Raw genomic sequence first — 22,749 nt, forward strand, 5'->3', positions numbered from 1 at the left:
GCCTGCTACCCGGTATTCCTGTCCGGCGCCGCCCGGCAACGCCGGCGCGGCGATTCGCCCCGGCCTGCGCAGGCGATACCGTCCGCCGTCGCGTGCGTTCAGGCCTTCAGCCGCCAGCCGGAGCGCAGGACCCGGTAGCTGACGACCCACAGCAGCACGTTGACAACGAACAGGAGTATCGCGCCCTGCCCCAGCAATCCATCGGAAACCCCGATGAATCCACTGCGAAATCCGTCGATGACATAAAAGAAAGGATTGGCATGGCTGATCATCTTCATCGTCGGGTTGACGCGGTCGATGGCATAGAAGGTGCCCGACAGCAGCGTCAGTGGCTGAATGACGAAGTTGGTCACCGCCGCGGCATGGTCGAACTTGTCAGCCCAGATGCCGGTCAGCACGCCGAGCAGCGCCAGCATGACCGCGCCCATCGTGCCGAAATAGATCACCAGCAACGGATCGCGGATCGGCACGTCGACGCCGGGCGCCACCGCCATCACCGCCCACACCGCGATGCCGACCAGCCAGGCCCTGGTCAGCGCGCCGGCGACATAGGCGGCGACGAGTTCCCCCGCCGACAGCGGCGGCATCAGCACGTCGATGATCGAGCCCTGCACCTTGGCGACCAGCAGCGACGACGATGAATTGGCAAAGGCGTTCTGGATCATGCCCATGACGATAAGGCCCGGCCCCAGGAAATCGGGATAGGGCACGCCGAGCACCGCCGTCCGCGTGCCGCCCAGCGCGAGGGCGAAAATGACGAGGAACAACAGCGTCGTAATGGCCGGCGCCCAGATCGTCTGCAACTGCACCTTGAAAAACCGGCGCACCTCCTTCAGATACAGCGTCTTCAACCCCTGCCAGTTGACCGACGGGATGACGACCACGCCCGGTTCGGGATGGCGGGCACCCTGAGCGATTTTCGGACTATCGGGGTTCAGCATTCCCCGGCTTTAACGCCGGGACCGTGACCACCGCAAGGCGGCACGGCAACAGGGACGATATTGATGGCCTGGACCGACGAACGCATCGCACAGCTGAAAGCCGGCTGGGAAGGCGGCATGACCGCCAGCCAGATCGCCGAACTGCTCGGTGAAGGCGTCAGCCGCAACGCGGTCATCGGCAAGGCGCATCGCCTGGGCCTCGAATCGCGCCCGTCGCCTGTGAAGGGCGGCGAGGAGCCGGTGGCCGAGGCCGCACCCGCCGCCGCTGCTGCCCCCGTCGCGGCACCCGCTGCGGCAGCGCCGGTCGCGCCGGCGCCGGTCATCGCCCGCCCCGCGCCGCCACCGGTCGCCAAGAAGCCGGCGCGCAGTGGCAAGGCCGCCAAGACGACGCTGCTCGACCTGAACGAAAAGGTCTGCAAATGGCCGATCGGCCATCCCGGCGACGCCGACTTCCATTTCTGCGGCAAGGCCTCGCAGGCCGGTTTCCCCTATTGCACCGAACATTGCCTCGTCGCCTATCAGGCGCAGCTGCCGCGCCGCGATCGCGATCGCCGGCCGCCGCCGCAGATGCCGGGCATGCCGCGGCGCTGATGCCCGTCCCGCGGTGATCGTCGCCGATATCGCCGATCACCGCGAGGCCGCGCGCCGCCGGCTGCCGCCGTTCCTGTTCGAATATATCGACGGCGGTTCCTACGCGCAGACCAGCTTGCACCGGAACGTCGCCGACCTGCAGGCCATCGCGCTGAAGCAGCGGGTGATGCGCGACGTGTCGGCGATCGACACCTCGACGTCATGGTTCGGCATGCACCAGGCGCTGCCGGTCGCGCTCGGCCCGGTCGGCCTTGCCGGCATGTACGCCCGCCGCGGCGAGGTCCAGGCCGCCCGCGCTGCTGCCGCCGCCGGCGTGCCCTTCTGCCTGTCCACCCTGTCGATCTGCGCCCTGCCCGAGGTCGCGGCCGCGGCGCCGCCGCCCTGGTTCCAGCTCTACATGATGAAGGATCGCGGCTTCATGCGCGACCTGATGGCGCGTGCCAAGGCGGCGGGCTGCCCGGCGCTGGTCTTCACCGTCGACCTGCCGGTGGCCGGCGCGCGCTACCGCGATCGCCGCTCGGGCCTCGCCGGCGCGCCGGGCCTCGGCGGCCAGTTGCGGCGGGTCGGCCAGGCGCTGCGCCACCCCGGCTGGGCCTGGGATGTCGGCCTGCACGGGCGCCCGCACCACCTCGGCAATGTCGCGGCGCTGCTCGGGCGCCAGTCGGGACTGGAGGACTTCTTCGCCTGGATCGCCGGCAACATGGACGCATCGGTGACTTGGGCCGACCTGGAGGCGGTGCGCGCCGCCTGGGACGGGGCGCTGATCCTGAAGGGCGTGCTCGATGCCGATGATGCGCGCTCGGCACTCGTCGCCGGCGCCGATGGCCTGGTGGTGTCCAACCATGGCGGGCGGCAACTGGATGGCGTGCTGTCGGCAGCGCGCGCCCTGCCCGCCATCGCCGATGCCGTCGGCGGCCGCATGACGCTGTTCGCCGATGGCGGGGTACGCTCCGGGCTCGACGTCGCGCGGCTGCTGGCGCTGGGCGCCGACGGCGTCTGGCTGGGCCGTGCCTGGGCCTGGGCGCTCGGCGGCGGTGGACAGGCCGGCGTCGCCCATATGCTCGCGCTCATCGCCGCCGAACTGCGCGTCGCCATGGCGCTGACCGGCGTGACCAGCGTGGCCGCCATCGACGCCGACGCGCTGGTTGCGAATGGGGCGCCACGCAGTTAACGTAAGCGTCAAGCAGCGGGGGCTGCGCCCGGGAGAACAGCGTGACCAACCATTTCGACGTGCTGATCGTCGGTGCCGGCCTGTCGGGCATCGGCGCCGCGGTACACCTGCAAAAGGGCGCGCCGGATCGCAGCTATGCCATTCTCGAAGGCCGCGACGCCATCGGCGGCACCTGGGACCTGTTCCGCTACCCCGGCATCCGGTCGGACAGCGACATGTACACGCTGGGCTACAGCTTCAAACCCTGGGAACAGGCCAACGCCATCGCCGACGGCCCGAGCATCCGCGACTATGTCAGCGAAACCGCCCGCGAGCACGGTATCGAACGGCACATCCGCTTCGGCAACAAGGTCAGGTCGGCCGACTGGGACAGCGCCACGGCGCGCTGGACGGTGACGACCGGGCAATCCGATGGCGGCACCGGGCAATTCACCTGCAATTTCCTCTACATGTGCTCGGGTTATTACAGCTATTCGAAAGGCCATAAGCCCGAATGGCCGGGCGAGGCGGACTTTGCCGGCCAGGTCATCCAGCCGCAATTCTGGCCGGAAAACCTCGACTATGCCGGCAAGCGCGTCGTCATCATCGGATCGGGCGCCACCGCCGTCACGCTGGTGCCGGCCATGGCGCAAAAGGCGGCGCATGTGACGATGCTGCAGCGGTCGCCGACCTACATGGTCAGCCGGCCGGGCAGCGACGGCATTGCCAATGCCTTGCGCAGGATACTGCCGGCGCAACTGGCCTATGACATCGTCCGCTGGAAGAATGTCACGCTCGGCATGTGGTTCTACAACCAGACGCGGAAGAACCCCGCGAAAGTCCGCGCCAGCCTGCTCGGCCGACTGCAGAAACTGCTGCCCGACGGCTATGACATGGCCACGCATTTCAACCCCAAATACAACCCCTGGGACCAGCGGCTCTGCCTCGTTCCCGACAACGACCTGTTCGACGCCATCAGGGCCGGCAAGGCCGATATCGCCACCGACACCATCGACCGTTTCGAGGCCGACGGCATCCGCCTCGCCTCGAGCGCGCTGCTGAAGGCCGATATCGTCGTGGCGGCGACCGGCCTGAAGCTGGAGGCGCTGGGCGGCATGGCGGTCAGCGTCGACGGGCAGCCCCGCGCCATCGGCGAGACGCTGTCGTACAAGGGCATGATGTTCTCCGGCCTTCCCAACCTTGCGGTCAGCTTCGGCTATATCAACGCCAGCTGGACGCTGCGGTCCGACCTGATCGCCGAATATGTCGTGCGCCTGCTCAACCACATGAAGGCGACCGGCGTGGCGGTGGCGACCCCCACCCCCGGCCCCGACGTCCAGCCCGAGCGGCTGGCGATGGACCTGTCGTCCGGCTACGTCCAGCGGGGCGCCGACGCCCTGCCGAAATCCGGTAACCGCGCGCCCTGGATGGTCACCGCGAGCTACAAGCACGACCGCAAGGAACTGCGCGAGGGCGACCTGGCGCAGGAGATGGTGTTCTCGAAGGCGGCGGTGGTGGTGCGACCGGAACTGGCCGAAGCCGCGGAGTAAACCCATCCTCCCTCTCCCGCCTGCGGGAGAGGCGACTCGGCGCCTCCGCCGAGCGGGTGAGGGTGTTTCTTTCGTCCCAAAGCGCACAAACACCCTCACCCGGCGCGCTGACGCGCGTCTCGCCTCTCCCGCAAGCGGGAGAGGGTTGACATTTATCTCCTATTTGGTTAGCACAGTGAGCGTTTCGCTCTTTCACATCGTGAGTATCTGTAGGATTCGGCGGCGAAGATATATCTTCGCGGCGGCAAAGACGCAAAGTGAGTGACTTTCGAGACTTTTGGAGGACTTGTTCGTGCCGGCCCGGAGAGTACGGTCCGGCTTCGCCCATTTGCGGACGTTCGCCCGGTACGCCAACCTACGCGCGTCGGCACAAGGATCGATGATTTGAAGTACGATGATGCATCATGGCACTATGGCGGCGATTTCCCTTCCAGCCTTCCCGAGAGTGCTGGGGCGACGCACATTGCGATGTTCGTATCGTGGGCTGTCCTGAATGGCATGGCAGGTGATCTGCATACCAGCGAATGCTCCGAAGATCTTGGGAAGCTCAGAAGGCAGGAGATCTCGCCCGGAGAATGGTTGCTCAGCGTCTGTGATGGTAAGTTTACTGACGAGGACTTGAATGGCGACGGACAGCAGTTCGCGGCAGCTTACTACGCACACGAGAATGGGCTTCACACAGGGTCGGGATCATACCTAGCTGATTACGACCATGCATTCTCCAGCACCGAAACGCTCTACCATGTTCCCGATACATGGGAGACACAGGCGACCGTCAGCCGGTTTATAGAAGCGCGCTTAGCCCGATGGCGGAACGGCAGTTAACCACCCTTTTCTGTCTCGCCGACACCGGTTGGCAGTTCCCGCCCGGCGTTCAGACCTCCCGGCGCCCTAGGCCATCGGCCGATCGATCAGCACCGCCAGCAGCAACGCCGGGCCGCCATGCGCCACCCATGCGTGGTTGGTACCGCGCTGGATGACCACCTGCCCCGGCTTGATCCGGGTCTCGCTGCCTTCGAGGACGAGGCTGACATCGCCCTGCAGCAGGCAGATGACGTCGATCGAGTGGGTCTCGTGCATCGCCGGGTGGCGGGTCTGGTCGATGATGTGGCGGTCGCCGTCGAAGCCGGCGAAGACGGTCTTCACGATGGCGTCGAGCTGCGGCTTGGGCACGCCGTCGGGCAGCGGCGCCACGACGAACCAGCGCACCTGGACGTTGCCGGGCCTAGGACCAAGCACGGCGCGGGTGGTGCCGAGGTCGGCGTGATCCTTTGGGTCGAGTGGCGCCGAGGTCGAATCCTCCCAGATCTCGAACAGACCGCCGAGATCGGGGTCGCCGCTGAACGCCGAGGGGCCGCCGTCGATGATGACGACCGACTGCCCGCCGGCGTCGTCGCCGGTGACGACCCGGCGCATGGCGTCGCGAAAGGCGGTCAAATCCGCTCCTTCACATAGCGGCCGGGGGCATCCTCGATGGCCTTGTACTTGCCCTTGCCCGGCACCCGCGGTTTGACGCGTTCACCCGAGCGCGGCGCCAGCCAGGCGATCCAGTCGGGCCACCAGCTTCCCTTGGTCTCCTTGGCGCCCGCAACGAAGTCGTCGAAGCGTTCGGGCAGCGTGTCGCTGGTCCAATATTGATATTTGTTCTGCGACGGCGGGTTGACGACGCCGGCGATATGGCCCGATCCGGCGAGGACGAAGCGCTTTTCACCGGTGAAGTTGCTGGTCAGCTTGTAAGCCGATCGCGCCGGGGCGATATGGTCCTCCTTGCCGCCCTGGATATAGCTCGGCGTCGCCACCTTCGTGAGGTCGATCGGCACGCCCAGTACGGTGATGCCGCCGGGCTTGACCAGCAGATTGTCGCGGTAAATGTCCTTCAGATAGCTCATGTGCCATTTCGCCGGCACGTTGGTCGCGTCGCTGTTCCAATAGAGCAGGTCGAAGGGGAAATAATCCTTCCCCATCATGTAGTTGTTGACGACATAGTTCCAGATCAGGTCGTTCGACCGCAGCAGGTTGAACGTCATCGCCATGTTGCGGCCGTCGAGCCAGGGCTTTTCCGCGGTCAGCCGCTCGACCGCTTCCAGCCCGGCATCGTCGATGAACACCGCCAGTTCGCCGCATTCGCTCATGTCGACCTGGGCGGTGAAGAAGGTCGCGGACCTGACCTTGTCGGCCTCCCCCCGCGCCGCCAGCACCGCGAGCGTGGCGGCGAGCGTAGTGCCGGCCACGCAATAGCCGATGGTATGGGCGCTGGCGGTGCCGCAGATTTCGAGCACGATGTCGAGCGCGGTCAACTGGCCTTCGCCGACATAGGTGTCGAGCGTCGCGTCGGCGAGCGTCGCGTCGGCGCTTTTCCAGCTGGTGACGAACACCGTCAGCCCCTGTTCGACCGCCCAGCGGATGAAGCTTTTTTCCGCAGTCAGGTCGAGAATGTAGAATTTGTTGATCCACGGCGGGAAGATCAGCAGCGGGATCTCGTAAACCGTGTCGGTCGTCGGGCTGTACTGGATCAGCTGGAACAGGCGGTTTTCGAACACCACCTTGCCCGGCGTGATGGCGACGTTGCGGCCGACCTCGAAGGCGTTCTCGTCGGTCATCTTCATGCGGCCGGCCTTCAGGTCCTCGAGCAGATGCTCGAGCCCTTTCAGCAGGTTGCTGCCGCCGGTTTCGGCGGTCTTCTTCAGCACCTCGGGGTTGGTCAGCGCGAAATTGGAGGGTGACATGGCATCGACGAACTGCTTGACGAGAAACTGCGCCTTGGCTTTCTCGTGCTCGTCGAGGCCCTCGATGCCCTGCGTCGCCTCCATCACATAGCTGGAGGTGAGCAGGTAGGACTGGCGCAGGAAATCAAAGGCCGGCGCCTCCTGCCAGGCCTCGCCGGCAAAGCGCTTGTCCTTGACCGCACCGACCGGGCTGGCAACACTGCCCGGCGTCAGGAACGACTGCCACAGTGCCATCGCATCGGTCATATAGCGGGTCTGCAGCTCGAACAGGCGCTGCGGATCGGTCATCGCCGCGGCGACGGCGCGCTGCCAGGTGGCGACGACGCCGAGCGGATCGGCGACCGGCAGCCCCGGCTCCTTCGACCAGAATTCGAGCATCAGCTGCTGCCCGCGCCCGGCCAGTTCGGTCCATTTCTGGAATGCTTCGAGCGGCTGCACGTCCACCGGCGTCTCGGCCATCTGCCTGTTCCCCAAAGCGCGATATTTGTCGCCCGGTACTTTGGCCCTCGGGACCCGGATGGCAACCCCCGTCGGCGCATCGATTCCGCACTTTCGGCGCCGGCACGGAGGCGTTATGAACGCATCGACGCTGGCGCAACCGGCTGGTGGTCCTTTGGGAGAATAGACATGATCCGTTCGATCTTCATCCTCGCCGCGACCCTGGTCGCCGCCCCGGCGCTGGCCCAGGACGCCGCCCCGGCGCTGGCCCAGGACGCCGCCCCGGCCGCGCCCGCCGCGCCGACCCTGCCGACCTGCAGCGCCAAGGTCACCGATGGCTGCGTCCAGTCCGCCGCCGCCGAAAAGCGCGCGATGACCGGCGAGCAGGCCGATATGCGCGACGCCGCCCATGGCGGCGCCTGGACGCCCGATGGTGCGGCCAAGCCCGCCAAGAAGGCCGCCGCCCCGATGTGATGCGAACCACCGTTCTGGTCCGGCAAGGCGGGCGGGGGCGGTGCCCTCGCCCGCTCTGTTTTGTGTTATGACCCGGGTGCGTTAAGCCCGTACCAGATTGTCGAGAGCCCAGACGATGTCCGAAGATTTCTATCGCATCAAGCGCCTGCCCCCCTATGTCATCGCCGAAGTCAACGGCATGCGGGCGGCCGCCCGTGCCCGCGGCGACGACATCATCGATCTCGGCATGGGCAATCCCGACCTGCCGCCGCCGCCGCATGTCATCGCCAAGCTGTGCGAGGTCGCGGCCAAGCCCGATGCCCATGGCTATTCGGCATCGAAGGGCATTCCCGGGCTTAGGCGCGCCCAGGCCGGCTATTACGGCCGCCGCTTCGGCGTCGATGTCGACCCGGAAACCGAGGTCGTCGTGACCCTGGGGTCGAAGGAAGGGCTTGCCAACCTGGCCCAGGCGATCACCGCGCCGGGCGATGTCGTGCTGGCGCCGAACCCGAGCTACCCGATCCACACCTTCGGCTTCATCATCGCCGGCGCCACCATCCGCAGCGTGCCGACGACGCCCGACGAACGCTATTTCGAATCGCTGGAACGGGCGATGCGCTTTACCGTGCCAAAGCCGTCGGTGCTGGTCATGGGCTATCCGTCGAACCCAACCGCCGAGACGGTGGACCTGGCATTCTACGAGCGCGTCGTGGCGTTCGCGAAAAAGCACCAGCTCTGGGTGCTGTCCGACCTCGCCTATTCGGAGATCTATTTCGACGGCAAGCCCACGCCGTCGATCCTGCAGGTGCCCGGCGCCAAGGACGTGGCGATCGAGTTCACATCGATGTCGAAGACTTACTCGATGGCCGGCTGGCGGATCGGCTTTGCGGTCGGCAACAAGACGCTGATCGGCGCGCTGACCCGTGTGAAATCCTACCTCGACTATGGCGCGTTCACGCCGATCCAGGCCGCTGCGGTCGCCGCCATCAACGGCCCGCAGGATATCGTGGAGGCCAACCGCCTGCTGTATCAGCGCCGCCGCGACGTGCTGGTGGAAAGCTTCGGCCGCGCCGGCTGGGACATCCCTTCCCCGCGCGCCAGCATGTTCTGCTGGGCCCCCCTGCCCCCGGCGCTGGCGCATCTCGGCAGCCTGGAGTTTTCCAAGCAGTTGCTGACCCACGCCGGCGTCGCCGTGGCACCGGGCGTCGGTTATGGCGAGGACGGCGAAGGCTTTGTCCGCATCGCCATGGTCGAGAACGAGCAGCGACTGCGCCAGGCGGCGCGCAACGTGCGGAAGTACCTGCAGTCGATGGGCGTCAACACCCCGGCGCGGACCGCCGGCTGACCATCCTCGTCATCGGCGCCGGCCTTGGCGGGTTGACCGCGGCGATCGCGCTGCGGCAGCGGGGCTTTGCCGTCGAGGTGCACGAGGCCGCGACGGCGCTGGGCGAGGTCGGTGCCGGGCTGACGCTCGGCCGCGGCGCGCAATCGGTGTTCCGGGCGCTCGGGCTGCAGGCGGCGGTGGCGGCGCGGGCGTGTCCGGCGGGTGCGCTGCCGTTCGTCCATTACCGCACGGCGCGGCTGCTGATGGGGGGCTTCGACAGCGGCGACGGCACGCCCGACGATGGCGTCGCCGACATCGTCCGCCATATCTATCGCGCCGATCTGCAGGCGGTGCTGCTGGCGGCGCTCGCAGACCTCGAGGTGACTGTCGCCACCGGCCATGCGCCGGTCGGCATCGACGAAGGCGGAGATCGGGTGACGGCGCGCTTTGCCGATGGCAGCACCGCGCAGGGCGCGGCATTGGTCGGCGCCGATGGCGTCCGCTCGGCGGTGCGCGAGCTGCTGTGGCCGCGCGATGCACCGCGCTTCACCGACCATGTCGCCTATCGTTTCCTGGTGCCGGCCGCAGAGGCCGCGCCGTTCATGGGCCTTGGCCGCAGCGTCATCTTCATGGGGCCGCAGCGAACCTTCAACCGCTACACCATGTGCGGCGGCAGCGTCGTCAACTGCGCCGGGATCGTCGAAACCACTGCATGGGCCGGCGAAGGCTGGTCGATCCCGGCAACGCGCGACGAATTGCTGGCGGCATTCGCCGGCTGGCACCCCGATGTCATCGGCCTGATCGGCTGTGCGGCCAGCAGCATCAAATGGGGCCTGTACGACCGCGCCGTGCTGCCGCGCTGGTCACGCGGGCGGGTGACCCTGCTCGGCGACGCGGCCCACGCCATGCTGCCCTTCCTCGGCATGGGCGCCGCCATGGCGATCGAGGACGGCTGGGCGCTTGCGGCGGCCTTTTCCCGGGAAGCTGCCGTGGAGGACGCCTTTGCCCGCTACGAGGCCGCCCGTGGCCCGCGTACCGCGCTGCTCCACGCCAAATCGATCATCCAGGGCAAGGTCACCCAGTCGCTCGATCCCGACACCTTCGACGGCGCCAGTGCGCCGGTCGGCGATCCGGCGATCATGGCCTATGATCCGGTGGCGGCGGGGGTCTAGCCTAGGCGTCGTAAACGGTCCGCCCGCCGGTCACGGTCCGCACCACCTTGATGTCCTTGATCCGGTCCGGCGCGACCGTGTGCGGATCGTCCGACAGCATCACGAAATCGGCGAGCTTGCCGGCGGTGATCGAGCCCTTGATGGTTTCCTCGCGGGAGGCGTGGGCGCCGTTGAGCGTGTTGATGCGCAGCGCCTCCGCCACCGTCACGCGCTGGTTGGCGCCCCAGGTCTCGCCGTTCCAGCCGGTGCGAGTCACCATGCCCTGCATGCCCATCAGCGGCGAAAACGGGCCTGGATCATAGTCGGATCCGGCGCAGGCCGGGATGCCGGCGTCGAGGAAGGAGCGGAATGCCATGCAATGCTGCATGAGGTCCTCGCCGTAATATCTGAACTTGTCTGGGTTGTAATAGGCATAGCTGGTGAACGGCGCCGGGATCGCGCCCGCTGCCTTGATGCGGCGCACCAGGTCGGCGTTGACCAGCGTGCAATGGGTGATCTTGGGCTGGGCATCGGCGACGGGGAACAGCCGCTGCGCCCGCTCCACCGCCGTCAGCAGCATGGCGATCGCGACATCGCCATTGGCGTGGCAGTTGACCTGGATGCCGGCGCGATGGACCCTTTCCACCCAGGCGTCGAGCGCCTCCTGTGTCGTGGTGACATTGCCGTAATAGGCCGGCGTGCGCCCGGCATAGGGCGTGCTGCGCGCCAGGGTGCGCTCGGAGAAAGATCCATCGATGGTATGTTCCGCGGTGGCGCCGAGCCTGATCCAGTCGTCGCCGAAGCCGGTCTGCAGCCCGCCGGCGATCATCGCGTCGAGAAACGGCGGATAGGCCTCGTAGCTGACACGGTGCAGCAAGTCGCCGCGCGCCCGGATCGCCTGCAGCGCGGCCAGGTCGCCGCCTTCGTGGTGGACGCTGGTCAGGCCATAGCGGACGAATGCCTTTGAAATATGCGCCGCTGCGGCGCGCGCCCGCTCGGCCTCCTGCGCCGGGGTGAACTGCGGCCGCTGCCCGACGGAGTCGAACACGTTCATGGCGAGATCGGTGACACGGCCGTTCAGCGCGCCGTCGGCATCGCGGTCGAAGGTGCCGCCGGCGGGGTTCGGCGTGGCGCGTGTAATGCCGGCGAGTTGCAGCGCCGTGCTGTTGTAGAACGCCGTATGGCCGCCGCGGTGGTGCACCGCCACCGGATGGTCGCGCGACACCTGGTCGAGATCGGCGACGGTGAGCAGTCGGCCGTCCTTGACCTTGGTATCGTCGTAGAAAAAGCCGTCGACCCAGTGACCGGGTGGTGTCCTGGCGGCGCGGGCGCGCAATTTCTCGATGATGCTCGCGATGGTGACGACCTCGACCTCGAACGGGTTGCCGACCAGCACCTCGTACAGCAGCACGTCGCCGCTGGCATGGTTGTGGCAGTCGATGAAGCCCGGAACGATGGTCATCCCCTTGGCATCGACGATCTGCGTGCCCTTGCCCGCCAGCGCCCGGGCGGCGGCATCGCTGCCGATGCGCAGGAAGCGGCCGTCGCGGACGGCAAAGGCCGTCGCCCGCGGCGCGGCGGCATCGACGGTATGGACGACGGCGTTGTGGACGACGAGGTCGGCACCGCGATCGTCGCCGGCCGCCGCCAGCGCCGGCGCGGCCAGCCCGGCGAGGCCCGCCCCCATCAACTGCCGGCGATTGGTATCGATCCGCATCAGACTGCCCCCATGCCGGCTCCGCCTCCCCATAATGCCGGTTCAGTCGCCGAAATCCAGCGGGGGCTGCGTGGTCGGGGCCCGGCCGTCGTCGAGACCCGACAGCGTCAGGCCGAGCAGGCGGATGCCGAGTTGGACCGGCAGCAGCGCCTGCAACAGGCCGCGGCCGGTGTCGGCGAGGCCAGCGCGGTCGGCGATCGGCTGCGGCAGCGTGCGGGAACGGGCAATGCTGCGGAAATCGGCGAACTTTGCCTTGAGCGTCACTGTGCGTCCGCGCGCGCCGGCGCGGGCGATGCGCGTCCAGGCGGCATCGATGACCGTGTCGAGCGCCGCCACCAGGTCGGCGGGCTCGCTAAGGTCGGTATCGAAGGTGCGTTCGGCGCCGACGGATTTCAGCGGCCGGTCGGGGCGCACCGGGCGATCGTCGTCGCCATGCGCGGCGCGGTGGAAATAGCCGGCGCTGCTGCCGAAATGGCGGGTGAGCTCGTCGAGGTCGCGCGCCTTCAGATCGGCGCCGGTCAAGATGCCCAGACGCTCCATGCGCGCCGCCGTGACCGGCCCGACACCGTGGAAGCGCTTGACCGGCAACGCCGCGACGAACGCCGGCCCCTGCGCGGGGCGGATGACACACAGCCCGTCGGGCTTGTTCTGGTCCGACGCCAGCTTGGCGATGAACTTGTTGTACGACACCCCGGCGGACGCGGTGAGCCCGGTGTCGGCGCGGATGCGGGCGCGGATCTCGCTTGCGATGGCGGTCGCCGAACCGATGCCGCGGCGGTCATCAGTCACATCGAGATAGGCCTCGTCCAGTGACAGCGGCTCGATGAGGTCGGTGTAATCGGCGAAGATGGCGCGAATCTGCTGCGACACGGCGCGATAGATATCGAAGCGCGGCGGCACGAAGACCAGCGTCGGGCAGCGCCGCAGTGCCGTGACGGAGGCCATGGCCGACCGCACGCCGAACGCCCGCGCCTCATAGCTTGCGGCCGCCACGACGCCACGCGCCTGGGCGCTGCCGACGGCGACCGGGCGCCCGCGCAGGTCAGGCGCGTCGCGCTGTTCGACGGAGGCGTAGAACGCGTCCATGTCGATGTGGATGATCTTGCGGATGGTCACGACGGTTCTCGCCGATGATAGCCGCGAAAGCCGGCGCTGGTAATGAAACCCGGCGACTTTTCATCCCCGCGGCAGCTGCCGCGCGGCGCCGCCGAGGCGGTGGTGATCCCTACGGGAATCGAACCCGTGTTTTCGCCGTGAAAGGGCGACGTCCTAGACCGCTAGACGAAGGGACCAGCGGGAGAGCGGCTGCTAAAGGCGACAGCGGTTGGCGTCAAGCATTTGGTTGCGATGCCGCGCGAATGTCGCATCGCTGTGGCGCACGCGCTCGCAAATTGCCTGGATCTGGCTCGCACCATGCCCGACCCCCGGGTTCGAATCATGCCCAGGCGATATCGTCGATCTCGATCTCGGCGCTGGGCTCGCCCTTCCAGTCGTCACGCTTGATGCGACCGGCGATGTAGAAGGCGCGGCCGCGGGCGCCGGCGAGCGCCGCGCCCAGCGCCGTGTCGGCCTGGCGAAAGGCGATCGCCTTGCAGCGCGCGCCGTCGGCTCCCGACAGCATCAGCTTGACGTGATACTCGCCGACGATGCGACAATCGACGGCGACCCAGGGCCCCGAGGCGACCCGCGGTGCCGACCAGCCCTGACCATAGGGCCCGGCGACATCGAGCGTTTCGACCAGCGCCAGGCAGACGCCGCGCGGTGCCACGGCGGCGTCGCAGTGGAGGGCGCGGCCGGTGGCGGCGGTGTCGACGGCGCCCGACAGCCGCTCGTTGAGAAAAGCCGCCAGCGCGTCGATCTTGTGGCCGGCGACCGTCAACCCGGCGGCCATCGCATGGCCGCCGCCGGCGATCAGCAGGCCATGATCCTTCGCCGCCAGCACCGCGGCGCCAAGGTCGACGCCGGGCATCGAGCGGCCCGAACCCTTGCCGGTGCCGTCGGGCTGGATGGCGATGACGATCGTCGGCCGGTGCAGGCGTTCCTTCAGCCGCGAAGCGACGATGCCGATGACGCCGGGATGCCAGCCTTCACCGGCGATCACCGCAACCGCCATGTTGCTGTCGCGGTCGGCGAGCGCCAGCGCCGCTTCGGTGACCTCGGCCTCGATGCTGCGCCGCTCGACGTTCAGCCGGTCGAGCTCCTGCGCCAGCGCCAGCGCCTCGGCGGGGTCGTCGGTGGTGAGCAGCCGCACGCCGAGATCGGACTTGCCGACGCGGCCGCCGGCGTTGACGCGCGGCCCCAACGCAAATCCGAGGTCGCGGCACTGCGGCGCGCGCAGCACACCGGCAACATCGAGCAGCGCCGCGATGCCGGGATTGCGCCGGTTGCGCATGACCTTCAGGCCCTGGGTCACGAAGGCCCGGTTAAGCCCGGTCAGCGGCACCACATCGGCGACGGTCCCGAGCGCGACGATATCGAGCAGTTCCGTCAGCTTCGGCTCTGGCCGGGTTGCGAAGGCGCCGCGCTGGCGCAGCAGCCGGTTGAGCGCGACGGCGAGGAGGAAGGCGACACCGACCGCCGCGAGATGGCCGTGCGCGGCCGCCGCATCGCATTCATCGAGACGGTTGGGGTTGACCAGCGCATGGGCGACCGGCAGCGCGGTGGCGGCCTTGTGATGGTCGACGACGATGACATCGAGACCGGCGGCGCGGGCGGCGGCGAGCGCCTCGAAGCCCTGCGTGCCGCAATCCACGGTGACGACCAGGTCGGCGCCGGCATCCTTCAGCGCCATCAGGGCGTCGGCCGAGGGGCCATAGCCTTCGAGCAGCCGGTCGGGGATGTAATGGCCGACGGTGGCGCCGACCATCCTCAGGTAACGGATGAGGACGGCGGCGGAAGTTGCTCCATCCACATCATAATCGCCATAGACGATGATGGCTTCGCCGGCGGCGATGGCGTCGGCGAGGCGGGCGGCGGCGCGCTCCATGTCCTGGAAGATCGCCGGATCGGGCAGCCAGTCGCGCAGCGTTGGCACCTTCAGCCGGGCGAAATCATCCGGGTTCGCACCGCGGGCGCGGAACAGGTGGTGCAGCAGTTCGTCGGCGCCGCGGCCATCCATGGCGCTGCGGCCGTCAACGTCGCTGCCCGGCAGCACATTGCCACGCCAGCGCCAGGGTTGGCCGAGCAGCGACGCGTTGACGCCAAATACGCTCTGCATGGCCTCAGGCGTGGCGATGGGCGCGGTGTTCGCCATCGACCCAGCGGATGGTGCCCGAGGAGGCGCGCATGACCACCGACTGGGTGGTGATGACGCCGTCGCGGCGGCGCTTGACGCCTTTCAGCAGCGAGCCGTCGGTGACGCCCGTCGCGGCGAAGATGACATCGCCCGAGGCCAGGTCCTCGAGATTGTAGACGCGGTCGAGATCCTTGATCCCCCAGCGCCTTGCACGGCCTTTCTCATCCTCGTTGCGAAACACCAGCTTGCCCTGCATCTGGCCGCCGACGCAGCGCAAAGCCGCCGCCGCCAGCACGCCTTCGGGGGCGCCGCCGCTGCCGATGTAGAGGTCGATGCCGGTATCGGGATTGGTGGTGGCGATCACGCCGGCGACATCGCCGTCGGGGATCAGCATGATGCCGCAGCCGAGCCCGCGCAGTTCGGCGATGAGCGCCTCGTGGCGGGGCCGATCGAGCACGCAGACCATCAGTTCATGAGGCTCGACACCCTTGGCCGCGGCCACCGAGCGCACATTTTCGGTCGCCGACTTGCGCAAATCGATGACGCCGGCGGGGTAGCCGGGGCCGACGGCGATCTTGTCCATGTACGTATCGGGGGCATTCAACAGCCCGCCTTCCTCGGCGATCGCCAACACGGCGAGGGCATTGGGGCCGGCCTTGGCGGTGATCGTCGTGCCTTCCAGCGGATCGAGGGCGATATCAATGCGCGGACCGGTGCCGACCCCGGTCTCGAGATGGCCCCGACCGACCTTTTCGCCGATGAACAGCATCGGTGCCTCGTCACGTTCGCCTTCACCGATGACCACAGTGCCGTCGAAATCGAGCTGGTTGAGGGCGTCGCGCATGGCCTCCACGGCGGCGGCATCGGCGGCCTTTTCATCGCCGCGGCCGATCAGCTTGGAGCAGGCAATGGCGGCGTTCTCGGTGACGCGCACCATTTCGAGCACCAGGACACGGTCGAGGATCGAACTGCTGGCGATTGAGGACATATGCGCTCCGGAAAACTGCGATATCCGGGCGGGTCTAGGCGGTTTACCGTGGGGATGAAAGGTCAGAAGTCCAGAATGTGCATCATCACCGGCGGCCCGGTGACGGCATCGCTGCCGGCCATCTGGGCCAGGCTGGCGAGCACTTCGGCCTCGCTGGCGACATGGGTGACCATCACCACCATGGCGTCGCCGCTGGCCGCATGACCGCGCTGGATCAGGCTTTCGATCGACACGCCATGATCGCGCAGCGCCGCGGTCAGTTCCGCCAGCACGCCCGGGCGGTCGGTAACGGTCAGCCGCAGGTAATAGCGGCCGCGCCGGCTGGCGGCATCGGCACGCGGCAATGGCGCCAGGCTGGCGACCGGCATGCCGAAGGCGGGCCCGGTGATGCCGCGGGCGATGTCGATCAGGTCGGCGACGACGGCGCTGGCGGTCGGTCCCTCGCCTGCCCCGCGGCCCTGGAAGAACAGCCGGCCGACGAAATCACCCTCGGCGGCAACAGCGTTGAGCGCGCCCGAGGCAGCGGCGAGCGGGTGATCGAGCGGCACCAGCGCCGCATGGACGCGCTGGAACAGGGTGCCGCCGTCGTGTTCGGCAAGGCCGACGAGCTTGATGCGGAAGCCCAGCGCCCGGGCCTGGTCGATGTCGGCGAGTTCGACGGCGCGGATGCCCTCGGTCGCCACACCGTCGAAGTCGATGCGTGCGCCAAAGGCCAGCGCCGCGAGGATCGACAATTTGTGCGCGGTGTCGATGCCGTCGATGTCGAAACTGGGGTCGGCCTCGGCATAGCCGGCGGCCTGGGCCTCGGCGAGGACGACGGCGAAGTCGAGTCGCTCGGCCTCCATGCGGCTGAGGATGTAGTTGCAGGTACCGTTGAGCAGGCCATAGACGCGGGCGATGCGGTTGGCCGCCATGCCTTCGCTGAGGCCCTTGATGACCGGAATGCCGCCGGCGACCGCCGCTTCATACTTCAGCGGCGCGCCGGCGCCCTCCGCGGCGGCGGCGAGGTCGAGGCCGTGGTGGGCGAGCATGGCCTTGTTGGCGGTGACGAACGCCTTGCCGGCAGCGATCGTGCGCCGCGCCAGGGTGAGCGCGGGACCGTCGGAACCGCCGATCAACTCGACAACCACGTCGACATCGTCGCGGCCGGCGAGTTCCGTAGCGTCATCGACCCAGGCATAGTTGCCGAGGTCGACGCCGCGGTTGCGGTTGCGATCGCGGGCGGACACCGCGCTGACGGTGATCGGGCGGCCGGCGCGGCGGGCAATGAGCTCGGCATTGTCGGCCAGCAGCTTCGCGACGCCCGCGCCGACCGTGCCCAGGCCGGCGATGCCGATGCGAAGTGGTGGCGACATGATGGGCTCCCGGTGCGTCTGTGGCGCCGTCTTTGCGGTCCGGGCGGCAAAGCGCAAGGGTGCGGGGTTGAGACACCCGTCACAACTCGCTATATCCGGCAGCGAGGCGGTCGCTCAGGGCCGCCTTTTTGCGTTGCCCTTCATGCGTCGCCGGTATCCGCTGATGATGCCGCACGGAGTAGAGAACATGACCATCACCGCCCTGATGCCCGTCTATGGCCGCTGCGAGGTCGAGCCGGTGCGCGGGGATGGCTGTTATCTTTACGACGCCGAAGGCCGCGAGTGGCTCGATTTCGCCAGCGGCATTGCGGTGAACCTGCTCGGCCACAGCCATCCGCACCTTGTCGGCGCGATCCAGAAGCAGGCGGCGACGCTGATGCACACGTCGAACCTCTACAAGGTGCCGGCGCAGGCCAATCTGGCACAGCGGCTGGTCGATCTGACCTTCGCCGACACGGTGTTTTTCACCAATTCCGGGGCAGAAGCGCTTGAGTGCTCGATCAAGACATGTCGCGCCCATCACTATGCCGCCGGCCATCCCGAACGCTATCGCATCCTCACCTTTTCGAACGCTTTTCACGGCCGCACCCTCGCCACCATCTCGGCGACCGACCAGGAAAAGCTCAGGAAGGGCTTCGAGCCCCTGCCCGACTGGTTCCATGTGCTGCCGTTCGGGGACCTGGAGGCGGTGAAGGCCGCCATCGATCCGTCGATCGGCGGCATATTGATCGAACCGATCCAGGGTGAAGGCGGCATTCGGCCGGCGACGCAGGCGTTCCTCCAGGGCCTGCGCGACCTGTGCGACGAGCACGGGCTCCTGTTGATCCTCGACGAGGTGCAGTGCGGCGTCGCCCGCACCGGCACGCTGTTCGCCCATGAACAATATGGCGTCACCCCCGACATCATGGCGATCGCCAAGGGTATCGGCGGCGGTTTCCCGGTCGGCGCCTGCCTCGCCACCGAACATGCCGCATCGGGCATGGTCGTCGGCACCCATGGCAGCACCTATGGCGGCAATCCGCTCGCCATGGCGGCGTGCGAGGCGGTGCTCGATGTCGTCACCGAGCCGTCGTTCCTCGCCCATGTCAACGAGATGGCGACGCGGCTGCGCGCCGCGCTGGAACAGATGATCCCCAACCACGACCATCTGTTCGACAGTGTCCGCGGCATGGGGCTGATGATGGGCCTGAAGATGAAGTCCGACAGCCGTGCCTTCGTCAATCATGCCCGCAGCCACGGCATCTTGCTGGTCGCGGCCGGCGACAATGTCGTCCGCCTGCTGCCGCCGCTGATCATCGAGGAACATCATATTCGCGAGTGCGTCGACAAATTGTCGGCGGCGGCGCGGGCCTATGAACCGGCGGTTGCTGCCTGAGCATCATCGCCCCTCCCGCCTGCGGGAGGGGTCGGGGGTGGGGAAGTATTCGGCAAGGCTTCCCTCGACCCCCTGAGTCCCCCACCCCCAGCCCCTCCCGCACGCGGGAGGGGAGCCAGGTATAGTTGATGCCGCATTTCCTCGATCTCGCCAGCGCCAGGGCGCCGGGCCTGCGCGCCATTCTCGACGAGGCGCACCGGCGCAAGGCGGCGCGTGCCGGCTGGTCGAAAGGCCAGGTCGATGCCGATGCGCCGATGGCCGGCCATGTGCTGGCGATGATCTTTGAAAAGCCGAGCACCCGCACCCGCTTCAGCTTCGACATGGCGGCGCGGCAGCTGGGCGGCAGCAGCATCGTCACCAGCGCCGGCGACATGCAATTGGGCCGCGGCGAGCCCGTCGCCGACACCGCCCGGGTGCTCAGCCGCATGGTCGATGTCATCATGCTGCGGTCCAATGTCCACCAGACGCTGGAGGCGCTCGCCGCCGCTGCCAGCGTGCCGGTGGTGAACGGCCTGACCGACATCAGCCACCCCTGCCAGGTGCTCGCCGACATCATGACCTATGAGGAACGCAGCGGCCGACCGGTGGCGGGCAGCTGCTGGTCGTACCTTGGCGACGGCAACAACATGGCCAATTCGCTGATCGAGGCGGCATCGGTGCTGGGCTTCGACCTGCGGCTCGGCGTGCCGCACGGCTATGATCCGGATGCCGCCGTGATGGCGACCGCCTGCGCCCGCGGCGGCGCCATCGATATCGTCCGTTCCGCCACGGCCGCCGTGGAGGGCGCCGATGTCGTCGTCACCGACACCTGGATCTCGATGGGCCAGGCCGACAGCAAGGAAAAACTCGCGGCGATGATGCCGTTCCAGGTCACCGAGGCGCTGATGGCCAAGGCCGGCCCGGAGGCGCTGTTCCTCCACTGCCTGCCCGCCCATCGCGGCGAAGAAGTGACCGCTGACGTCATCGACGGCCCGCGCTCGCTGATCTGGGACGAGGCGGAAAACCGTCTGCACGTCCAGAAGGCGATCCTGCTCTGGTGCCTGGACAGACTGTGACCGATACCCCCATCCGCGAAGGCCTGGCGCCGATCCGCGACCGTGTGCTCAGCTTTGCCGTGCCGGCGCGCGATGTCCGGGGCCGCGTCATACGCCTCGACGCCTCGATCACCGCGATCCTGGCCGCGCATGACTATCCGCCGGCGCTGGCGCAGTTGCTGGGGGAGGCGCTGGTCGTCACCGCCATGCTCGGTGCGACGCTGCGCGAGAACGGCGGCGGCCTGACGCTGCAGGCGCAATCCGACGGCCCGGTCAGCCTGTTGGTCTGCGATTATAACGCCGGGCAGCTGCGCGGCTATCTGCGCGGTGAGCCCGATACGCCGGCGGGCGATCTGGCGACGATGTTCGGCACCGGGCACCTCGCGATCACGCTCGACCAGACCGACGCCAGCGAGCGTTACCAGGGCATCGTGCCGCTGGAGGGCGACAGCATCGCTGACGCCATCGAGCAGTATTTCCGCGCTTCGGAACAGCTGCCGACGCTGATCCGCACCGCCGTCGCCGGCAATACCTTGACCGGCTACAGCGCCGGCGGGCTGCTGCTGCAATATCTGCCGCGCGGCGAGGAAGGCCGGGCGCGGCTGTTCGCCGAGGATGACGGCACGCCGGAGCCCGAGGACTGGCAGCATATGCGGACCCTGGCCGCGACGGTGACCGCCGACGAGCTGAACAGCCCCGACCTGACCGAGGAAGCCCTGCTGTGGCGGCTGTTCCATGAGGAGGAGGTGCGGCTGACCCCGGGGCCGACGCCGACGCGAGGTTGCCGCTGCTCGCTGGCGCACATCAAGGACGTCATCGAGCGTTTTCCAGAGGCCGAGCGCGCCGACATGCGCGGTGCCGATGGCATGATCGGAGTCGATTGCCAGTTCTGCGCCCGGGTGTGGCGGATCGCGGCATGAAGACGGCTGTCGTCCTGCTGTCGGGCGGGCTCGATTCGACGACGGTGGCGGCGATGGCGCGGGCCGATGGCTTTCGCCTGCTGGCGCTGACCATCGATTACAACCAGCGGCATCGCATCGAGCTGACGCATGCGGCGCGCGTCGCCGCGGCGCTGGGGGCGGAGCGGCATATCACCCTGCCGCTCGACCTGCGCGGTTTCGGCGGATCGGCGCTGACAGCGGACATCGATGTGCCGAAGAGCGGCGTCGAGCCGGGTATCCCGGTGACCTATGTGCCGGCGCGCAACACCATCTTCCTGTCGGTGGCGCTGGGCTGGGCCGAGGCGGCGGGCGCGCGCGATCTGTTCATCGGGGTCAATGCGCTCGATTATTCGGGTTATCCCGACTGCCGGCCGGAATTCATCGCGGCGTTCGAGATGATGGCCAACGCCGCGACGAAGGCCGGGGTCGAGGGCGAACAGTTCAAGGTCCACACCCCGCTGGCGGCGATGACCAAGGCCGATATCGTGCGCGCGGCCGCCGCCGTCGGGGCGCCGATCGAACTGACCTGGAGCTGCTACGACCCGACACCGGCGGGAACGCCGTGCGGGGAGTGCGACAGCTGCCGGCTGCGGGCGAAGGGGTTCGCGGAGGCAGGCGTAGCGGACCCGGCGCTGTGACCTACGCCGTCAAGGAACTGTTTCTCACCCTGCAGGGTGAAGGCGCGCAGACCGGGCGGCGCGCGGTGTTCCTGCGCTTTGCCGGCTGCAATTTGTGGACGGGCCGCGAACAGGACCGTGCCACCGCCGTCTGCAGCTTCTGCGACACCGATTTCGTCGGCACCGATGGCCCAGGCGGCGGCAAGTTCGTCGATGCGGCGACGCTGGCGGCGGCGGTGAGCGACTGCTGGGGCACGCCGGCCGCGCATCGCCTGGTGGTCTGCACCGGCGGCGAGCCGCTGCTGCAGCTCGATGCCGCGCTGGTCGAGGCGCTGCACGTGCGCGGTTTCGAGATCGCCATCGAGAGCAACGGCACCCAGGTCCCGCCGTCTGGCATCGACTGGATCTGCGTCAGCCCCAAGGCGGCGGCGCCGCTGGTCCTGACCCGCGGCCAGGAGCTGAAGCTCGTCTATCCGCAGCCGCTGGCGATGCCCGAGCGCTTCGCCGACCTCGATTTCCAGCATTTCTTCCTGCAGCCGATGGATGGCCCGGCGCGCGCCGAGAACACCCGGGCGGCGATCGCCTATTGCCTCGACCACCCGCAGTGGCGGCTGGGCGTACAGACCCACAAGGTCGTCGGGATCGCCTGATCAGGCGGCGATGGCGCGCCGCCGCAGCTGCGCGCCCACAAGGCCGAAGCCCAGCGTCAGCAAGGCCCAGCTCGCCGGCTCGGGTACGGTGCCAGAAATGCCGTCTTCGCCGATGATCGACAGCAGCACGGGGTCGTCGTGGTCGAGGCTGGCGAGCAGGAAGTCGCCGGGCGTGAAACGGGCAGCCCGGGCCGACCCGGCGAAGAGCTGGTCGCCGAACAGGTTGAAACTGCCGCCGTTGGCCCGGAAGATCGACAGCGCCGGCAGCGTCGGATCGTCGTGGACCGCGTGGAAACGCACATCGGCGATGTCGTCCTCACCGTTGAAATAGCCGGGCACGCCGATGAACTCGACATGGCGTTCGTCGATCACGGCAGGCGCGGTGGTATCAATGTTGAACGCCGCCTCGACCGGCCCCGAAATGAGGAACAACAGGGTCGTCGCGGCGGCTGGCGCCGCGATTCCGGCCATGGCGATCGCGACCGCGGCAAGCAACATACGCATACGGGCACC

Annotated in this window: 21 protein-coding genes and 1 tRNA gene; 12 read left to right on the forward strand and 10 right to left on the reverse strand. The window is 68.1% G+C overall.

Annotated features, from left to right (window positions below; genetic code table 11):
- Positions 1 to 98: 98 nt before the first annotated feature.
- The gene (locus ACP7AI_RS04425) at positions 99 to 941 is read right to left on the reverse strand and encodes an ABC transporter permease (protein ID WP_426164535.1); all 843 of its coding nucleotides are present in this window, start codon (positions 939 to 941) and stop codon (positions 99 to 101) included.
- 63 nt (positions 942 to 1,004) lie between these two features.
- Between ACP7AI_RS04425 and ACP7AI_RS04430 the strand changes: the two genes are divergently transcribed.
- From ACP7AI_RS04430 to ACP7AI_RS04445, 4 genes are all read left to right on the forward strand, one after another.
- A complete protein-coding gene (locus ACP7AI_RS04430) occupies positions 1,005 to 1,532 on the forward strand; it encodes a GcrA family cell cycle regulator (protein ID WP_426164538.1) in 528 nt (175 codons plus the stop codon).
- 13 nt (positions 1,533 to 1,545) lie between these two features.
- Positions 1,546 to 2,703, forward strand: coding sequence for an L-lactate dehydrogenase (locus tag ACP7AI_RS04435; RefSeq protein WP_426164540.1), 1,158 nt, complete (start codon positions 1,546 to 1,548; stop codon positions 2,701 to 2,703).
- Between the two features lie 41 nt (positions 2,704 to 2,744).
- Positions 2,745 to 4,232, forward strand: coding sequence for a flavin-containing monooxygenase (locus ACP7AI_RS04440; protein ID WP_426164542.1), 1,488 nt, complete (start codon positions 2,745 to 2,747; stop codon positions 4,230 to 4,232).
- A gap of 384 nt (positions 4,233 to 4,616) precedes the next feature.
- Complete coding sequence (locus ACP7AI_RS04445; protein WP_426164545.1) at positions 4,617 to 5,057, forward strand: hypothetical protein; 441 nt, start codon at positions 4,617 to 4,619, stop codon at positions 5,055 to 5,057.
- Between the two features lie 66 nt (positions 5,058 to 5,123).
- Here the strand turns inward: ACP7AI_RS04445 and ACP7AI_RS04450 are convergent, their stop codons facing one another.
- Both ACP7AI_RS04450 and ACP7AI_RS04455 read right to left on the reverse strand, forming a co-directional pair.
- Positions 5,124 to 5,669: a hypothetical protein gene (locus tag ACP7AI_RS04450; RefSeq protein WP_426164547.1), complete on the reverse strand. Its 546-nt coding sequence runs from the start codon at positions 5,667 to 5,669 to the stop codon at positions 5,124 to 5,126.
- On the reverse strand, positions 5,666 to 7,417 hold the full coding sequence (locus ACP7AI_RS04455) for a PHA/PHB synthase family protein (RefSeq protein ID WP_426164549.1): 1,752 nt from the start codon (positions 7,415 to 7,417) through the stop codon (positions 5,666 to 5,668). Before ACP7AI_RS04455 ends, ACP7AI_RS04450 begins: the two co-directional genes overlap by 4 nt.
- Before the next feature lie 168 nt (positions 7,418 to 7,585).
- On the opposite strand from ACP7AI_RS04455, the gene ACP7AI_RS04460 reads away from it, so the two are divergent.
- The 3 genes from ACP7AI_RS04460 to ACP7AI_RS04470 all read left to right on the forward strand — a co-directional run bounded on the left by ACP7AI_RS04460 (position 7,586) and on the right by ACP7AI_RS04470 (position 10,345).
- Positions 7,586 to 7,870, forward strand: coding sequence for a hypothetical protein (locus tag ACP7AI_RS04460; RefSeq protein ID WP_426164551.1), 285 nt, complete (start codon positions 7,586 to 7,588; stop codon positions 7,868 to 7,870).
- A 115-nt stretch (positions 7,871 to 7,985) separates the two neighbouring features.
- On the forward strand, positions 7,986 to 9,194 hold the full coding sequence (locus ACP7AI_RS04465) for an LL-diaminopimelate aminotransferase (protein WP_426164553.1): 1,209 nt from the start codon (positions 7,986 to 7,988) through the stop codon (positions 9,192 to 9,194).
- Between the two features lie 11 nt (positions 9,195 to 9,205).
- Positions 9,206 to 10,345: an FAD-dependent monooxygenase gene (locus ACP7AI_RS04470; RefSeq protein ID WP_426166554.1), complete on the forward strand. Its 1,140-nt coding sequence runs from the start codon at positions 9,206 to 9,208 to the stop codon at positions 10,343 to 10,345.
- A 1-nt stretch (position 10,346) separates the two neighbouring features.
- Here ACP7AI_RS04470 and ACP7AI_RS04475 read toward each other — a convergent pair whose 3' ends face one another.
- From ACP7AI_RS04475 to ACP7AI_RS04500, 6 genes are all read right to left on the reverse strand, one after another.
- Positions 10,347 to 12,041 (reverse strand): amidohydrolase, encoded by a 1,695-nt coding sequence (locus tag ACP7AI_RS04475; protein ID WP_426164555.1) that lies wholly within the window; start codon positions 12,039 to 12,041, stop codon positions 10,347 to 10,349.
- Between the two features lie 42 nt (positions 12,042 to 12,083).
- Positions 12,084 to 13,157: a DNA polymerase IV gene (gene dinB / locus ACP7AI_RS04480; protein ID WP_426164557.1), complete on the reverse strand. Its 1,074-nt coding sequence runs from the start codon at positions 13,155 to 13,157 to the stop codon at positions 12,084 to 12,086.
- Positions 13,158 to 13,257: 100 nt separating this feature from the next.
- Positions 13,258 to 13,333 (reverse strand) — tRNA-Glu (locus ACP7AI_RS04485).
- Positions 13,334 to 13,476: 143 nt separating this feature from the next.
- Positions 13,477 to 15,258 carry a single-stranded-DNA-specific exonuclease RecJ gene (gene recJ, locus ACP7AI_RS04490; protein WP_426164559.1) on the reverse strand — a complete coding sequence of 594 codons (1,782 nt, stop codon included), beginning with the start codon at positions 15,256 to 15,258 and terminating at the stop codon, positions 13,477 to 13,479.
- Positions 15,259 to 15,262: 4 nt separating this feature from the next.
- Complete coding sequence (gene glpX / locus ACP7AI_RS04495) at positions 15,263 to 16,264, reverse strand: class II fructose-bisphosphatase (RefSeq protein ID WP_426164561.1); 1,002 nt, start codon at positions 16,262 to 16,264, stop codon at positions 15,263 to 15,265.
- 62 nt (positions 16,265 to 16,326) lie between these two features.
- Positions 16,327 to 17,619 (reverse strand): homoserine dehydrogenase, encoded by a 1,293-nt coding sequence (locus ACP7AI_RS04500; RefSeq protein WP_426164563.1) that lies wholly within the window; start codon positions 17,617 to 17,619, stop codon positions 16,327 to 16,329.
- A gap of 187 nt (positions 17,620 to 17,806) precedes the next feature.
- On the opposite strand from ACP7AI_RS04500, the gene ACP7AI_RS04505 reads away from it, so the two are divergent.
- From ACP7AI_RS04505 to queE, 5 genes are all read left to right on the forward strand, one after another.
- Positions 17,807 to 18,994 carry an aspartate aminotransferase family protein gene (locus ACP7AI_RS04505; protein ID WP_426164565.1) on the forward strand — a complete coding sequence of 396 codons (1,188 nt, stop codon included), beginning with the start codon at positions 17,807 to 17,809 and terminating at the stop codon, positions 18,992 to 18,994.
- 125 nt (positions 18,995 to 19,119) lie between these two features.
- A complete protein-coding gene (gene argF, locus ACP7AI_RS04510; protein WP_426164567.1) occupies positions 19,120 to 20,049 on the forward strand; it encodes an ornithine carbamoyltransferase in 930 nt (309 codons plus the stop codon).
- Positions 20,046 to 20,948, forward strand: coding sequence for an Hsp33 family molecular chaperone HslO (locus tag ACP7AI_RS04515; protein WP_426164569.1), 903 nt, complete (start codon positions 20,046 to 20,048; stop codon positions 20,946 to 20,948). Before argF ends, ACP7AI_RS04515 begins: the two co-directional genes overlap by 4 nt.
- On the forward strand, positions 20,945 to 21,607 hold the full coding sequence (gene queC / locus ACP7AI_RS04520) for a 7-cyano-7-deazaguanine synthase QueC (protein WP_426164571.1): 663 nt from the start codon (positions 20,945 to 20,947) through the stop codon (positions 21,605 to 21,607). The genes ACP7AI_RS04515 and queC overlap by 4 nt, the downstream gene beginning before the upstream one ends.
- Positions 21,604 to 22,236: a 7-carboxy-7-deazaguanine synthase gene (gene queE / locus ACP7AI_RS04525; RefSeq protein WP_426164573.1), complete on the forward strand. Its 633-nt coding sequence runs from the start codon at positions 21,604 to 21,606 to the stop codon at positions 22,234 to 22,236. Before queC ends, queE begins: the two co-directional genes overlap by 4 nt.
- Here the strand turns inward: queE and ACP7AI_RS04530 are convergent, their stop codons facing one another.
- A complete protein-coding gene (locus tag ACP7AI_RS04530) occupies positions 22,237 to 22,740 on the reverse strand; it encodes a PEPxxWA-CTERM sorting domain-containing protein (RefSeq protein WP_426164575.1) in 504 nt (167 codons plus the stop codon).
- Positions 22,741 to 22,749 lie beyond the last annotated feature (9 nt).

The sequence above is a fragment of the Sandarakinorhabdus sp. DWP1-3-1 genome (assembly GCF_049896705.1).
Classification (GTDB): domain Bacteria; phylum Pseudomonadota; class Alphaproteobacteria; order Sphingomonadales; family Sphingomonadaceae; genus Sandarakinorhabdus.

Coding starts and splice junctions, on each gene's coding strand:
- ACP7AI_RS04425 (WP_426164535.1), bottom strand. CDS start 941: ATGCTGAACCCCGATAGTCCGAAAATCGCTCAGGGTGCCCGCCATCCC.
- ACP7AI_RS04430 (WP_426164538.1), top strand. CDS start 1,005: ATGGCCTGGACCGACGAACGCATCGCACAGCTGAAAGCCGGCTGGGAA.
- ACP7AI_RS04455 (WP_426164549.1), bottom strand. CDS start 7,417: ATGGCCGAGACGCCGGTGGACGTGCAGCCGCTCGAAGCATTCCAGAAA.
- ACP7AI_RS04460 (WP_426164551.1), top strand. CDS start 7,586: ATGATCCGTTCGATCTTCATCCTCGCCGCGACCCTGGTCGCCGCCCCG.
- ACP7AI_RS04465 (WP_426164553.1), top strand. CDS start 7,986: ATGTCCGAAGATTTCTATCGCATCAAGCGCCTGCCCCCCTATGTCATC.
- ACP7AI_RS04475 (WP_426164555.1), bottom strand. CDS start 12,041: ATGCGGATCGATACCAATCGCCGGCAGTTGATGGGGGCGGGCCTCGCC.
- recJ (WP_426164559.1), bottom strand. CDS start 15,258: ATGCAGAGCGTATTTGGCGTCAACGCGTCGCTGCTCGGCCAACCCTGG.
- glpX (WP_426164561.1), bottom strand. CDS start 16,264: ATGTCCTCAATCGCCAGCAGTTCGATCCTCGACCGTGTCCTGGTGCTC.
- ACP7AI_RS04500 (WP_426164563.1), bottom strand. CDS start 17,619: ATGTCGCCACCACTTCGCATCGGCATCGCCGGCCTGGGCACGGTCGGC.
- ACP7AI_RS04505 (WP_426164565.1), top strand. CDS start 17,807: ATGACCATCACCGCCCTGATGCCCGTCTATGGCCGCTGCGAGGTCGAG.
- queC (WP_426164571.1), top strand. CDS start 20,945: ATGAAGACGGCTGTCGTCCTGCTGTCGGGCGGGCTCGATTCGACGACG.
- ACP7AI_RS04530 (WP_426164575.1), bottom strand. CDS start 22,740: ATGCGTATGTTGCTTGCCGCGGTCGCGATCGCCATGGCCGGAATCGCG.